General features: G+C 42.7%; 13 protein-coding genes. 9 read left to right on the plus strand and 4 right to left on the minus strand.

From position 1 onward, the window contains the following. Nucleotides 1–342: 342 nt before the first annotated feature. Nucleotides 343–3,207, minus strand: coding sequence for a bifunctional [glutamate--ammonia ligase]-adenylyl-L-tyrosine phosphorylase/[glutamate--ammonia-ligase] adenylyltransferase (gene glnE, locus QO187_RS00110; RefSeq protein WP_201571840.1), 2,865 nt, complete (start codon nt 3,205–3,207; stop codon nt 343–345). A gap of 408 nt (nt 3,208–3,615) precedes the next feature. Here glnE and tusD point away from each other — a divergent pair, with 408 nt between their 5' ends. The 4 genes from tusD to QO187_RS00130 all read left to right on the plus strand — a co-directional run bounded on the left by tusD (nt 3,616) and on the right by QO187_RS00130 (nt 5,211). Beyond that, entirely contained in the window at nt 3,616–4,083 is a 468-nt protein-coding gene (tusD, locus tag QO187_RS00115) for a sulfurtransferase complex subunit TusD (protein WP_201571842.1), read from the plus strand. 67 nt (nt 4,084–4,150) lie between these two features. Continuing rightward, nucleotides 4,151–4,474, plus strand: coding sequence for a hypothetical protein (locus QO187_RS00120; RefSeq protein ID WP_101204423.1), 324 nt, complete (start codon nt 4,151–4,153; stop codon nt 4,472–4,474). Between the two features lie 54 nt (nt 4,475–4,528). Further along, entirely contained in the window at nt 4,529–4,858 is a 330-nt protein-coding gene (locus QO187_RS00125) for a hypothetical protein (protein ID WP_201571843.1), read from the plus strand. Between the two features lie 8 nt (nt 4,859–4,866). Further along, nucleotides 4,867–5,211: a TusE/DsrC/DsvC family sulfur relay protein gene (locus tag QO187_RS00130; protein WP_227673282.1), complete on the plus strand. Its 345-nt coding sequence runs from the start codon at nt 4,867–4,869 to the stop codon at nt 5,209–5,211. A 135-nt stretch (nt 5,212–5,346) separates the two neighbouring features. On the opposite strand, the gene QO187_RS00135 is transcribed toward QO187_RS00130, so the two are convergent. Beyond that, complete coding sequence (locus QO187_RS00135) at nt 5,347–5,907, minus strand: tRNA (cytidine(34)-2'-O)-methyltransferase (RefSeq protein WP_201571845.1); 561 nt, start codon at nt 5,905–5,907, stop codon at nt 5,347–5,349. Nucleotides 5,908–6,164: 257 nt separating this feature from the next. Here QO187_RS00135 and QO187_RS00140 point away from each other — a divergent pair, with 257 nt between their 5' ends. Then, nucleotides 6,165–6,305, plus strand: coding sequence for an entericidin A/B family lipoprotein (locus QO187_RS00140; protein WP_101204419.1), 141 nt, complete (start codon nt 6,165–6,167; stop codon nt 6,303–6,305). 101 nt (nt 6,306–6,406) lie between these two features. On the opposite strand, the gene hemW is transcribed toward QO187_RS00140, so the two are convergent. Both hemW and QO187_RS00150 read right to left on the minus strand, forming a co-directional pair. Further along, complete coding sequence (hemW, locus tag QO187_RS00145) at nt 6,407–7,717, minus strand: radical SAM family heme chaperone HemW (protein WP_201571854.1); 1,311 nt, start codon at nt 7,715–7,717, stop codon at nt 6,407–6,409. 138 nt (nt 7,718–7,855) lie between these two features. Next, complete coding sequence (locus tag QO187_RS00150; RefSeq protein WP_201571846.1) at nt 7,856–9,163, minus strand: RNA-guided endonuclease TnpB family protein; 1,308 nt, start codon at nt 9,161–9,163, stop codon at nt 7,856–7,858. 74 nt (nt 9,164–9,237) lie between these two features. Here QO187_RS00150 and tnpA point away from each other — a divergent pair, with 74 nt between their 5' ends. From tnpA to accB, 4 genes are all read left to right on the plus strand, one after another. Beyond that, nucleotides 9,238–9,636, plus strand: coding sequence for an IS200/IS605 family transposase (tnpA, locus tag QO187_RS00155; RefSeq protein WP_201571847.1), 399 nt, complete (start codon nt 9,238–9,240; stop codon nt 9,634–9,636). A 158-nt stretch (nt 9,637–9,794) separates the two neighbouring features. Further along, a complete protein-coding gene (locus QO187_RS00160; protein WP_201571848.1) occupies nt 9,795–10,274 on the plus strand; it encodes an EVE domain-containing protein in 480 nt (159 codons plus the stop codon). A 385-nt stretch (nt 10,275–10,659) separates the two neighbouring features. Next, nucleotides 10,660–12,027 (plus strand): MATE family efflux transporter, encoded by a 1,368-nt coding sequence (locus QO187_RS00165; RefSeq protein WP_201571461.1) that lies wholly within the window; start codon nt 10,660–10,662, stop codon nt 12,025–12,027. A gap of 240 nt (nt 12,028–12,267) precedes the next feature. After that, nucleotides 12,268–12,690: an acetyl-CoA carboxylase biotin carboxyl carrier protein gene (gene accB, locus QO187_RS00170; RefSeq protein WP_101204416.1), complete on the plus strand. Its 423-nt coding sequence runs from the start codon at nt 12,268–12,270 to the stop codon at nt 12,688–12,690. The last annotated feature ends 38 nt before the right edge of the window (nt 12,691–12,728 follow it).

The following is a 12,728-nucleotide window of genomic DNA, read 5'->3' on the forward strand; positions in this document are numbered from 1 at the left end:
CTGACGTCTAACTTTTTTTAGGTAGGTTTTATTTAACAGTATTGATCAACATCGTATGATAACACCGCAGCGTCAATTTTTATTGCCTAAACAACAGCTTCATTATGACAAACGACTGACAGTATTATGATGATGTGTGACCGATTATATCACTGGCCGTCTTGGCAAATGAAATCTTTTGGTTTGGCACTATATGGTTTTTAATTATATCGTTCCTAGCTACCAATTCTATCCATAGTTTTCGTTTATAGCTTTCATTGATAGTTTTTATTCATAGTAACGCATGACAGTTTAAGCGTCTCTTGGACTATCGGCAAGGCCTTAATCATACAAGTTTCGATATTACTCGTCGTCTGTCTCTACGCCCATGAGATGCTGCCACTGTGACTGTACTAACGCTCGCGTCTCCTGCCACAATGACTCATCAACGAGCAAAGACTGCTCTGATAGTGCTAACTGATGCGTGGCAGCACGAATCCTTAGATAGGCATCGGTCAAATCCTGACAGACTTGATCATTCCAAATACCAAGCAAAGCAACTTCTGCAAAAATTCGCACATTATCGCTCCATTTGGTCAAACTTGGATATTCATGCGAGTAAGCCAATACGGCAAACTGTGCTAAGAACTCAATATCTACAATACCGCCTGCATCTTGCTTAAGATGAAACTTGCCCGCTTCCTGCTGCCATTGGCTCGTGCCTAGATGCTTTTGCATTTTGATACGCATGCTGGTGACTTCACTACGTACTTGATCCAGTGTCCGTGGCAACGACAATACATCGCGGCGAATATCACAAAAGCGTGCAGTGACTCGTCTGTCTCCGCAAATCGCACGAGCACGTACCAACGCTTGATGCTCCCATGACCATGCTTTATCCATTTGATAGGTTTCAAACGCATGACAAGACACCACCATCATGCCAGCATTTCCTGAAGGCCGCAGACGCATATCAATCTCATAGGCACGGCCATCACGGGTTTGAGTATTGAGATAATTCATCAGCTTTTGTACAAGACGCGCGGCAAACTTCATACCACTGACTGATTTTTCACCAGTGGTCATGCCTTGCTCTTTTATCTTGTGTAAGAATACCAAGTCCAAATCTGAAGAATACGATAGCTCTAAGCCACCAAGCTTGCCATAACCGATAATTGCAAAGCCGCAGTCCGCTTCAGTGACTGGGTCGCCATCTTGGCCAATAGGATACCCATAACGGTTAACAATCTCTGCAAAAGCGCGCTCCAATGCGGCTTCTAATACGACCTCAGCGATATAAGTCAATGAATCTGACACTTTCATAATCGGACGCTCAGCCAATACATCACTAGCAGCGACAGCCAACACCTGATTCTTTTTGAACAGTCGCAGGACGCTCAACAGCTCTTCTTCATCGTTTGGCTCGACGCGTAGCAACTGTTGACGCAAGATATCACGTAGCTCACGCTTATCTGGCAGATGGCGATAACGCTGCTGCAAAAATGTATCCAATAGTACAGGGTACTGAGCCAACTCTTTTGCAATCCACGGGCTGGCAGACAGCATTGGAATCAGCTCAATCGTTGCATTGGGGTTTTCAGCAATCATGACCAAGTAGATAGAACGACGGCAAATCGCTTCAAGCAGTGAGATCAATCTTGGTAAAGCAGTATTGGCAAGTTGCTGCTGTTCTTGATGCGCTAACAACGCATGGACAATGACAGGATATGCGTCGTCTAAACGCTCTCTGGCTTCATCACTTAAATTAGCCACCATTTTTGATTGCCAAAAATTCTGTAGTACCTCGCGATTTTCTTTTGTTAGCACTTCATTTAAACGGGCAATTTGCTCATCTAAGTGCTCTGGCTCTAGGTCGGTATCTTCGTTGTCAGGTACTTGGCGCTCAGTAACCATACGCTCAAACGGCACATTGACACTGTCGCGATGACGATTAAGTTGATCTAATAAGGCATGCCAGTTTTCAAAATTCAGCGTCACTGCTAGATTATGCTGCCACTGCTCATCGTGTGGTAAGCGCTGGGTCTGTTGGTCATTAATCGCTTGAATAGCGTGCTCAAGCCGGCGCAAAAACCGATATGCTGCCTGTAGCTGCTCGTAAGTTGAATGCTCCAGATAGCCAAGCTCACACAATACTTGCATCGCCTGCAAGCAAGGTTTGATTTGTAGCTGTGGATGCCGGCCGCCATAGATAAGCTGAAAGGCCTGTACGATAAACTCAATATCTCTAATGCCGCCCGCACCAAGCTTGATATTGTCCAAGTCTTCACGCTGTGCAACTTGGTTTTGAATAAGAGACTTCATTTCTCTCAATGCTGAAAACGCACTGTAGTCCACATAATAACGAAAAACAAATGGCTTAATCAGCGCTTGTATTTCTTCATAAAATGGCTGGTCTATTTGTCCGACTACGCGTGCTTTTAACCAAGCAAAACGCTCCCATGCACGGCCATGCATCGTAAAGTATTTTTGTAATGCGGACAGATGAATGGCCAAATCACTACCATCGCCCCATGGACGTAAGCGCATATCTACTCGAAAGACAAAACCGTCAGCGGTCTTGTTATCAAGCAGTTTAATAATGCCTTGGCCCAATCTGGTCATAAAGCGTTTATTATCTATGCTACGTGTGCCTTTTGCCTTATTGCCATTGGTCTCGCCGCGCGCTTGATGTACAAAGATTAGATCAATATCACTTGATAAATTCAGCTCTTGCGCACCAAGTTTACCCATGGCCATAATCGCCATATCATCGATTTGTATATTGCCTTGTTCATTGATAAAGGTCGGCTCACCATACTTAGCAACCAAGTGCTGATAAGTGTAATCTTTAGCAAAAGAGATACAGCCATCTGCAAACTCAGACAACTCATCGGTCAACTGCTCCAGACTAATCGTCTGCAAAGCATCTTGCCAAATCCAACGCATCATCAGTAGCGTGCGCAAGTGACGCAGACCACTCATGACCTTGGTTTCATCAGCGAGTTGATAGTTTTCATCTAGCGTATAATCTTGTATCAGATCATCGATTTGCTGGCGGGTCAGCGTACTATTCAATGGATAGCTACGCAAAAACGTCTGACATGAAACGGTCCGACTTTCCCAAATCTGATAAGCAAATTCGCTCGCTGTCTGCAGGACTTGCAGTTGTTCTACGGTAGGCTGATAATCTGTACCATTGTTCACACGTGAGGGCATAGCAGGTAACATAGTGACAAAAACTCCTTACATAGAATGGTAAGACTACGTGAACCTAGCTCATAAGTTTATTGTTTTTTCTTACGAGGCAGTCACAGCATCAAATAATAATACTCAGTGTGCCTACACTTGAGATAAAACCACGTTAAATAACAGTGACTCTATTTGGTTTGCGGCGCTTTATGTTAGCATAAACATCTTTGATAGAGACGACGCACCTCTCTTTTATGACATAACGCTATGTGATGTGACAGTATGATCCGCTGTACGTCGCATTATCAGTATAAACTCTGTTTTCTGTCACGCAAATTTGCACACAAGCACTATAATAATAACGACCAAATGACTTTATACAAAGCATTTATAGCAACTCGGCCATAATTTTTAAACTCTTATTTATAATATGTGATACCGCGCCTTATGACGACCACTACCCCGTTACTACTGATTACTGCTGACCCTAGTCACCCATTGGCACACTTGGCGTTACGCTATGCACGCGCTTACCTGAATGGCGCAGCGAATAGTCATGATATTGATAACAATGACACTAATAGTACAGGTACAGGCGGCAGCGATAATGCTACTTCTGAACAACCATTGCTCAATGTCTTCTTTTATGGCGATTCGGCTCATATAGCCAATCGATTGCGTTGGCAGTCAGCCGATCAATTAGACTTGACCAAAGAATGGCAGTCTTTGGCTGAGCAGTATCAATTACCCCTGCCTGTCTGTGTCAGTACAGCACTTAGTCGCGGTGTGAGTGATGTAGACAATAGCTCACGCCATCAGCTTGACGGTACCAATCTTGCGACAGGGTTTACGTTAGTGGGACTTAGTGAGCTTGCGATGATGATGCAGGATGACTGTCGTTTGATACAGTTTTGATAGCGTGTCGCTTGATAGTTTGTATATTAAGATCACTAGTAGCGGTAACTATTTTTAGGAATACATAATGAGATTATTAATTCAGCTGCACACGCCCACTGAAGCAGCAAGCTACGAAGGTTGTGCGCTTGCGCTAACTTTAGCGACATTTGGTCATGAGGTGCAACTATTCTTAGATGCGCCAGTCTTTGGCTTATTGATGCAATCTGACTCGCGGCTACATGGCATGATTCAGTCACTTGAGCTTTACGATATGCCCGCAGCTTGGCTACCTGATGACGTCTTTAGTGGCTGGGTCACTGGTATGTTGCCGACAGATCTGGCATCACAGCTCACACTCGTGCCAGAGGTCATCAATTCGCAAGACTTTGAGCAGATACTTACCTTTTAAATCGCTATATAACTTAGATTTATAAAATAATAAAGCACGTAATCGGATACCTTTATGGCAACTTTATATCAATTGCATAGCACGATGGCTACCCTTAGACGCAGTACTGAAGAGATGTCTCGCACTTGGCGCACGGGCGACAGCATCCTTCTGCTTGGTGCTACCTCTGCTTTCATCGATTGGCTCAATGCTTATTTAAATGATAGCGATATAGAGGATATTGCTGGTATTTACGCATTAGCAGATGACATCGCACAGCTAACAGCAAATACAACTGGCAAGCTTAATTTAGAGACTAAGTTGACTGCTATTTTAACCGACGCAGAATGGGTCGATCTGACTCAGAGCAGTCAGTTTGACAAAGTGGTGACAATTGCCTTATGAGTAATGACATGACCACTCACAACGCTGCATTATCAGCGGCTAATATCGAATTAGATCAAGACGGTCATCTGTGTGACCATACGATTTGGACACCTGCTATCGCACAGCAATTAGCAGACACACTAGAGGTCAATCTGAGCGATGAGCATTTAGAAGTTTTGCAACAAGTGCGCGCGTTTTTTGACAAATTTAATCACGCGCCAGCAACCCGTCCATTAATTAAATGGCTACAAAAGACTTTGCCAGAACTTGATATTAGCAATCAAAAGCTACAGCAATTGTTTAATACAGGTTTGGTTGCGCGTCATGTCAATCGCTTGGCAGGATTACCCAAACCACCAAATTGTTTATAAGTGCTTTACAAGCGATAAGATACAATCGATGGCGCACTAGAAAATTATCATATGTGCATGAGCAGTATCTAATACTTCACTGCTCATTGAGTACGCAAATATTTCTAAGTCTATAGCTATTGTTTAAACACATAGCTATTTTGGGTCATAGACTGTCAATGTCTCATAACCAACGCTACGACCTTCATCGCCTGTAAACCCTTGCTGTCGCCATATCTCGTACAAACAAATGGCTACGCTATTTGATAAGTTCAAACTACGCGAGTCAGCTAGCATGGGCAGTCTTAGCCAATTATTAGCACCGATATCTTCACGTATATCGTCTGCCAGACCTGCTGTCTCAGAACCGAAAACCAGCGCAATATTAGGCATAGCAGAATTATCAGATGCGTCAGAGTCCGAGTTTTTACCAAAGTCATAATCGTAAAACGGTTTGCTAAGCTTGGTTGTCAATGCCGTAACGACATGGCAGTCAGCAGCTTGTAGTGCTTGCCTTGCAGCTATCCAATCGTCATGCACTTGCAAATGAGCATATTCATGGTAATCGAGACCTGCGCGGCGTAGCTTTTTGTCATCAAGCTCAAACCCTAATGGTCTAACTAAATGTAGCTGTGCCCCGCTATTGGCACACAGTCGAATAATATTGCCAGTATTGCTCGGCATTTTTGGTGCTACTAACACGATATGGATGGTCATTCTTACTCCACAAATATTCAGCGCTCTATTATTTAAATTTATGAGCGGTAGGTAATCGAAAGTTACAGTTTACTGCCAATAATTACATTTTGATACTGTGCAGCGTTTTTAACTTTCATTATGATGTCTGTAATGGATAGCGCGATAGCATTTATGTATGACTGTCTCATCCAATACCCCTTCAGTGAAACTTGAGCAAGATACTTAGCGTCACTGTTGTTATTTATAACCATTCATTTATCTTTGAGGATACTATTATGAAAAAAGTAATCATCGCATCTTTAACTGCTATGTTCGTTCTAACTGGTTGCAACACGTTCAAAGGCCTTGGCCAAGACGTATCAAGCGCCGGAAACGCTGTAACTGGCGGCGCACAAGACGTACAAGATAAAATCTAAGGTCTGCTTTTTTTAGATTTTTAAAAAGGCTTATCATTTATTTGATAAGCCTTTTTTGTGTTCTTACTTCGCTGCTGTTAAACAATCACTCAAGTACAATTTTATAAAAACGCGCGTAATATCTGATTGAGATAACGCTGACCTAATATAGTCGGTTGCAACTGCGTATCACTATTTACCAACAATCCTTGTTTGACCAGACTGTTCACTTGTTCAGCAATACTATCAAGTGTTAATCCAGTTCTCTCTTCAAACAGTGACCAAGCGACGCCGCCATGTAAGCGTAGTGCGTTTAGCATAAATTCGCTTACTAACTCCTCTTGATCAATCGCTTGCCAGCCAACCATTTTTGGTGTGATCTGGTGCATGTCAGACTTCTCTGTGGTATCTGCATTTATTACTACATAATCTTTTGGCAAACGTGATTTGCTAAAGCGATAGATACCTGACGCTACTAACAAGTCCTCTTCCATTTTATCTTTTACGTCTGACCAGTTACTACCATTGCTATCGTTACGACCAATCGTCACTTTACCATGTGCCCCAGCGCCGATTGCTAGATAGTCGCCAAACTGCCAATAGTTGATATTATGACGACATGGTTTGTCTAACGCACCTGCCCATGCTGACACCTCATAATTGCTATAACCTAATTGCTGCAATAACGCTTGCCCTGCTTGTTCGATATCTGCCAAATTGTCTTCATCGGGTAAAATAGGCTGGCTACGGTAAAACACGGTATTTGGCTCAATAGTCAGTTGATACCAAGAGATATGCGTTGCACCAGCATCATGCGCCATTTGGATATCTTCTAGCGCTTCATTCATGGTTTGCTGCGGCAGTCCGTGCATCAGGTCGACGTTGACCCGTGCAAATCCAGCCGCTTTGGCAGCGCGAATTGCTGATAACGCTTGCACAGGATCGTGGATACGCCCCAGTACCTTTAGCTTATCAGCGGCAAAGCTCTGTACGCCGATAGACAGACGATTGATACCAACCTCTAAATACTGCGCGAATGGCGCATGCTCAAGCGTGCCAGGGTTCGCCTCCATCGTGACTTCGATGTCTTCTGCAAATTCAAAACATGACCGTAAACCAGTAAACAGTCGCTGATACTGAGCAATGGGTAGCAAAGATGGCGTACCACCACCAATAAATATCGAACCAATTTTTCGGCCCTGAGTTAAAGGCTGCTGCATTGCGGCGTCTAGCAGTAACGCATCGACGTATTCTTCATACATGGATAGCTCACTGTCCATCGGTAGCTCATGCGAATTAAAATCGCAATAAGGACACTTCTTCACACACCACGGGATGTGAATGTAAAGAGACAATGGAATGTCTGTCACATTGACCTCGATAGTATCCGTCGTTGGTTCAGTAAGACTTAACGTATTCAGGTCATTTGGCATACTGTCTGTATTCACTTTGGGCATAAATAAACTTATTTTGTAGTGAGCAATAATGATCGATATCAAAAGTAACGCTAGGTTGACATACTCCCACCACTTTCGCGAAGCTCAAGTGGGGAATTCTAAAAGCAAACGCTCTTAGGCGACTTTCTCACGAAGGTCGCTTGTTTTCTGTTTCAACGGGCGACCTTTACTGCATCCTCCCTCCGCAGATAAAACGGCATGTCCTGCCGCTAATATGTTACGAGCCGCATTAAAATCAGCGTTCGCAACATACCTACATTTGATGCACTCAAATTTTGCCTGAGTTTGTCTGTTATCGACAGCGATATGCTGGCATTCAGAGCAGGTTTGGCTAGTGTATCGTGGGTTTACCTTAATCAGTAACCCACCGCGCCATTGCTGCTTGTACTCAAGCATATTGACCATCATGCCCCAGCCTTGATCTAAAATGGATTTATTTAATCCTGACTTGGCTTTGACATGACGACCTTTGTTCTCCACCGTACCACTGGCTGATTTCGACATATTGGCGACTTTTAAATCTTCACAAGCAATCATGGCGTGGCTTTTGCTGATGCTGGTGGTGACTTTGTGCAAGTAGTCATGTCGAATGTTAGCGATATGATGGTGGAGTTTTTGAATCTTGCGGTTTTGCTTTTTCCAGTTTTGGCTAAACAGAACCTTTCTGCTTAATTGACGCTGTAATTTGGCAAGTTTGATTTGATTGGCTTTAAAGCTATTCTTAGGTTTAATATATTCACCGTTTGAGGTGGTGAGTAATTTACTAATACCCATGTCCAAACCAATGGCGGTTTTAGAGGGGTGACGAGGGTTCTCTGTCAGTTCACGCTCTGTGCCAAACGACATATACCAGTGCCCCGATTTCTTGCTAATGGTAACATTTTTAATCGTGCCGATGATGTCTTGCGATTTTCTAAACTTCACCAAGCCCACGCCATTCGGTAGTTTTACTCGATTGCCCTTAACACGGCAGTATTTATCAAACTGAACTAACCGAATTGAGTCACGCCCATCGGATTTGCGCTTAAATTGTGGCATCAACGGGCGTAGCTGGATTTCTGTGCCATCAGCCAGTTTAAAAAACTTGGGTTTACGAGGTTTCTTTTTATTTTCTTTCAATCTGGCATGTACTTTAGGATTAAAGAAACGTGACCAAGCCGATGCAAGATCACGTACTTTTTGTTGTAAAGAGACAGCGTTTGAGCTGCTTTTTAAGAACTCGAAATCAGGATTGCTCTTTAGATCCATGATTTTATTAACGAGGTTCGTGGCATTGATAAACTCATCTTTAGCAAACATCTTAAATGAGATCGCTAGTATTTGATTCCAAACAAAACGTGCAGAGCCGACAAGATTATTTAGAACAATCTCCTGCTCTGCATTAGGCTCAAGCCTAAATTTATACGCTTTGTTGATTTTCATAAATGCGTTATTTATTAATGAGTGTGTATTTGATATTATGCTTATAATACTAGCATTTAAGGATATTTATTGCAATGAGTGAGGTATATAAAAACCGCCATGCTACCTTTAACCTCCACGTTCATTTGGTTTTTATCACTAAGTACCGAGAAAAAGTTTTAGGTGAGCTGCATCATAAGTATTTCAGTGAGTGTGCTGCTGAGGTATGTAAAAGTTTTGATGCTGAGTTGAAAGAATGTAACGGTGAGGCAGATCATATCCACATGCTTATCCAGTACCCGCCAACGGTGCAATTAAGCAAATTGGTTAATAACTTGAAGTCAGTCACAAGTAGACGAATGAGGGGGGATTTTATTGATTTAAGAGCAGCTTATTCCAAGCCTGTGCTTTGGTCACGCTCCTACTTTGCAAGCTCTTGTGGCGGTGCGCCACTAGATATTATTAAGCAATACATTCAGAACCAGCGAGGTTAGCCAGTGATGCGAAATTCACCTCTACCCTAATGTCAGGTGGAGTCCTCTTTGCTTTTTTAAGATAAACTATTCAAGACAAGTTTGAAAGTGAGTTAATAAAAACCTCGATAATTTTAAGAACGAATTGAAAAATAAATAAAAAATCAAAGGACAGATATATGGCGTATTGGTTAATGAAATCCAACCCTAAATTTTTTGGTATTGAAGATTTGCAGCGCTTGGGTACCGACGGTTGGGATGGCGTTCGCAACTACCGTGCGCGTAACTTTATGCGTGATGATATGAAAGTTGGTGACAAAGTGTTCTTTTATCACTCTAGCGCCAAGCCGTCTGGAGTCGCTGGTATCATGACAGTTACTACAGCAGGGTATCCTGATCCTACTCAGTTTCACCCTGAGCATCGTCATTATGATCCTATTGCGACTGAAGAGGAACCTCGTTGGTATATGGTCGATCTCACCTTTGAGCAAGCTTTTACAGAGGTGTTACCACTATTAGAGCTAAAATTTTTGCCAACTTTGGAAGATTCGTTATTACTAAGGAAAGGATGTCAGCAATTAACAGTGATTCCATTAGAGCCCAAACATTGGCGAGCAATTATGGACATGGTGGAGACACTTGAGTTGTTGCCGGAGTAAACTTATTACATCATCTCTGAGCTATTGGCTATTGGCTATTGGCTATGAAATAGAGTACAAAAAACCTAAGATTAATACTTACATAGCGGTGCTAAAGCGTTGACATCATAGTGTGGCTTCTTTACCATCTTACTATGTATATGACCTGTCAATCCACTACTTGGATCGACGGGTTATTTTTATTTTAGTGTCTTTACTTTTATTTTCATACTCTGCCTATCTACTTATGCAACATTATAAGCTTGCTCATATTATTTATCGGAGTATTATCGTCGGCACTACACTCTCCTTGCTGCGTCAATCTTAGTCGATTGATAGCAGTGTTTGTTTATTAATAACAACTACCTTAATAACAATTACCGCAAAGAATAAAAAGTTGCTTACCATGGTTTTTCCATTGTCTTTCAAAGATTTTAAAAGCTATAGCTTACGTTTAGGCGTACTTGCCCTCCCTATCTTAATCACTCAGTTTTGCCAAGCCGCACTTGGCGTGGTCGATGCCATCATGGCAGGTCAAGTTTCGGCGCTCGATTTGGCTGCGGTAGCCGTTGGATCTGGTATTTGGCTACCGCTGTTTTTATTGGCCACAGGTGTGCTTATCGCAACCACGCCTCTAATTGGTGAAGCGATTGGTCAAGATCAGCACGGACAAGTACCACATATCACGCAGCAGTCTCTATGGACCGCCAGTGTCATTGGCATTATCGGTTTTATCATTGTTAATTTGGCTCCCAATGTTCTTGGCATTATGGGTGTCCCAGAAAACATTCAGCCGATAGCGACACAGTATTTACATGGTGTCTCATTTGGTTTCCCAGCGCTCGCTGTATATGCTGTTCTACGCAGTTATTGTGAGGCATTGGGTCGTCCTGAGCCTGTGACTGTCATTAGTATCATTGGCCTACTCGCAGATATTCCCTTGAACTATATTTTTATTCATGGGTTATTTGGCATGCCAGAAATGGGTGGTGCAGGCTGCGGGGTGGCGACAGCATTGGTGTTATGGATAAATGTCCTATTGCTTGCGGCCTATACTAGCTTCACAAAACGTCGCGAATTTGTGAGCACGCGATTTTTTTATGGCTTCTCTAGCCCTAATCGTACGCAGATTAAAAAGCTGTTAAAACTTGGTATTCCTATTGGCATCTCTATTTTCTTTGAAGCCAGTTTATTTAGCTTAGGCGCACTCGTTATCAGTCCCTTGGGTGAGCTAGCAACAGCATCGCATCAAGTGGCACTGTCAGTGACCTCACAGCTATTTATGATACCGATATCTGTCGCCATGGCGCTCACTATCATGGTCTCCAATCGATTTGGCCAAAAAAACCTATTAGCACTGCGCCAAGTGCAAGCTACTGGACTGGTATGGACCGTATTGATCGCTTTGACTTGTATGCTTGGGATATGGCTATTCAGACCAGAACTGGCAGCAGCATTCACGGATAACCCAGAAGTTAGAGCCCAGTCTATGCATTTGCTTATCTTTGCACTTGCCTATCAATTATTTGATGGCTGGCAGGTTAACGTTGCTGGTATATTGCGCGGCATGCAAGATACCACTATACCGATGTGGGTAACGCTCTTCTGCTATTGGTTAGTTGCCCTACCACTTGGCGTTTATCTAGTACGTTTCACTGACGTTGGTGCGCAAGGATTTTGGATGGCGTTGATTACAGGTTTGTTCTTATCATCTATTTTACTTACTTTGCGTCTACGCTATCAGCAAAAACGCTTAACTATACTATGGGGTTGAGCCAATTGCTTATGGATTGCATTTTATAATCATTGTTAGCGTTATTTGATCATACAGACTATGAAAAATCGTAGATATTTTCTTACTAAAAAGATGGCTTACGTCAAAATATGTAAAAATTCTCAGTTAACAACTGTACATTGATTGCTCATTGCCCTGAATCTAGGTATCATTAGCAATTAATTAGACAATATTTAGTTACACTATTTCTCGAATTTAGTACAAGGCCAGATAAAAACTATGGATATTGAAAAAATACGCACCCTCATCGCCCTTATGGAAGAAAGTGAACTGGTTAATTTAGAAATCAGTTCTGACGACGAGCATATTAGCTTAACTCGTCACTATGACGCGCCTGCGCCAACTATGATGGCTGCGAGCGCTGCTCCTGCTGCCGCTGTTGAAGGCAAACCTGCAGAAAAAGCGGGTAGCGTTGAGTCTTCACCAATGGTTGGTGTTTTCTATTCAGCACCAAGCCCTAATGACCCACCATTTGTGAAAGTCGGTCAAAAGGTTCAGGCAGGTGATACTTTAGGTATTATCGAAGCCATGAAAATCATGAACCCGCTTGAAGCGACTCAAAGTGGTATTGTTGACGAAATCTTGGTAGATAACTCTGAAGTCGTACAGTTCGGTCAACCTGTCATACGCTATAAAGCGTAACGATATTTGCCATACTTTATTTCATTATGGCTGACTTT

The organism is Psychrobacter sp. Arc9 (genome assembly GCF_041431295.1).
Classification (GTDB): Bacteria; Pseudomonadota; Gammaproteobacteria; order Pseudomonadales; family Moraxellaceae; genus Psychrobacter.

What these genes read in the sequence shown, in the direction of transcription:
- glnE (WP_201571840.1), bottom strand. Translation starts at nt 3,207, where the DNA reads ATGTTACCTGCTATGCCCTCACGTGTGAACAATGGTACAGATTATCAG.
- tusD (WP_201571842.1), top strand. Translation starts at nt 3,616, where the DNA reads ATGACGACCACTACCCCGTTACTACTGATTACTGCTGACCCTAGTCAC.
- QO187_RS00120 (WP_101204423.1), top strand. Translation starts at nt 4,151, where the DNA reads ATGAGATTATTAATTCAGCTGCACACGCCCACTGAAGCAGCAAGCTAC.
- QO187_RS00125 (WP_201571843.1), top strand. Translation starts at nt 4,529, where the DNA reads ATGGCAACTTTATATCAATTGCATAGCACGATGGCTACCCTTAGACGC.
- QO187_RS00130 (WP_227673282.1), top strand. Translation starts at nt 4,867, where the DNA reads ATGACCACTCACAACGCTGCATTATCAGCGGCTAATATCGAATTAGAT.
- QO187_RS00135 (WP_201571845.1), bottom strand. Translation starts at nt 5,907, where the DNA reads ATGACCATCCATATCGTGTTAGTAGCACCAAAAATGCCGAGCAATACT.
- QO187_RS00140 (WP_101204419.1), top strand. Translation starts at nt 6,165, where the DNA reads ATGAAAAAAGTAATCATCGCATCTTTAACTGCTATGTTCGTTCTAACT.
- hemW (WP_201571854.1), bottom strand. Translation starts at nt 7,717, where the DNA reads ATGCCAAATGACCTGAATACGTTAAGTCTTACTGAACCAACGACGGAT.
- QO187_RS00150 (WP_201571846.1), bottom strand. Translation starts at nt 9,163, where the DNA reads ATGAAAATCAACAAAGCGTATAAATTTAGGCTTGAGCCTAATGCAGAG.
- tnpA (WP_201571847.1), top strand. Translation starts at nt 9,238, where the DNA reads ATGAGTGAGGTATATAAAAACCGCCATGCTACCTTTAACCTCCACGTT.
- QO187_RS00160 (WP_201571848.1), top strand. Translation starts at nt 9,795, where the DNA reads ATGGCGTATTGGTTAATGAAATCCAACCCTAAATTTTTTGGTATTGAA.
- QO187_RS00165 (WP_201571461.1), top strand. Translation starts at nt 10,660, where the DNA reads ATGGTTTTTCCATTGTCTTTCAAAGATTTTAAAAGCTATAGCTTACGT.
- accB (WP_101204416.1), top strand. Translation starts at nt 12,268, where the DNA reads ATGGATATTGAAAAAATACGCACCCTCATCGCCCTTATGGAAGAAAGT.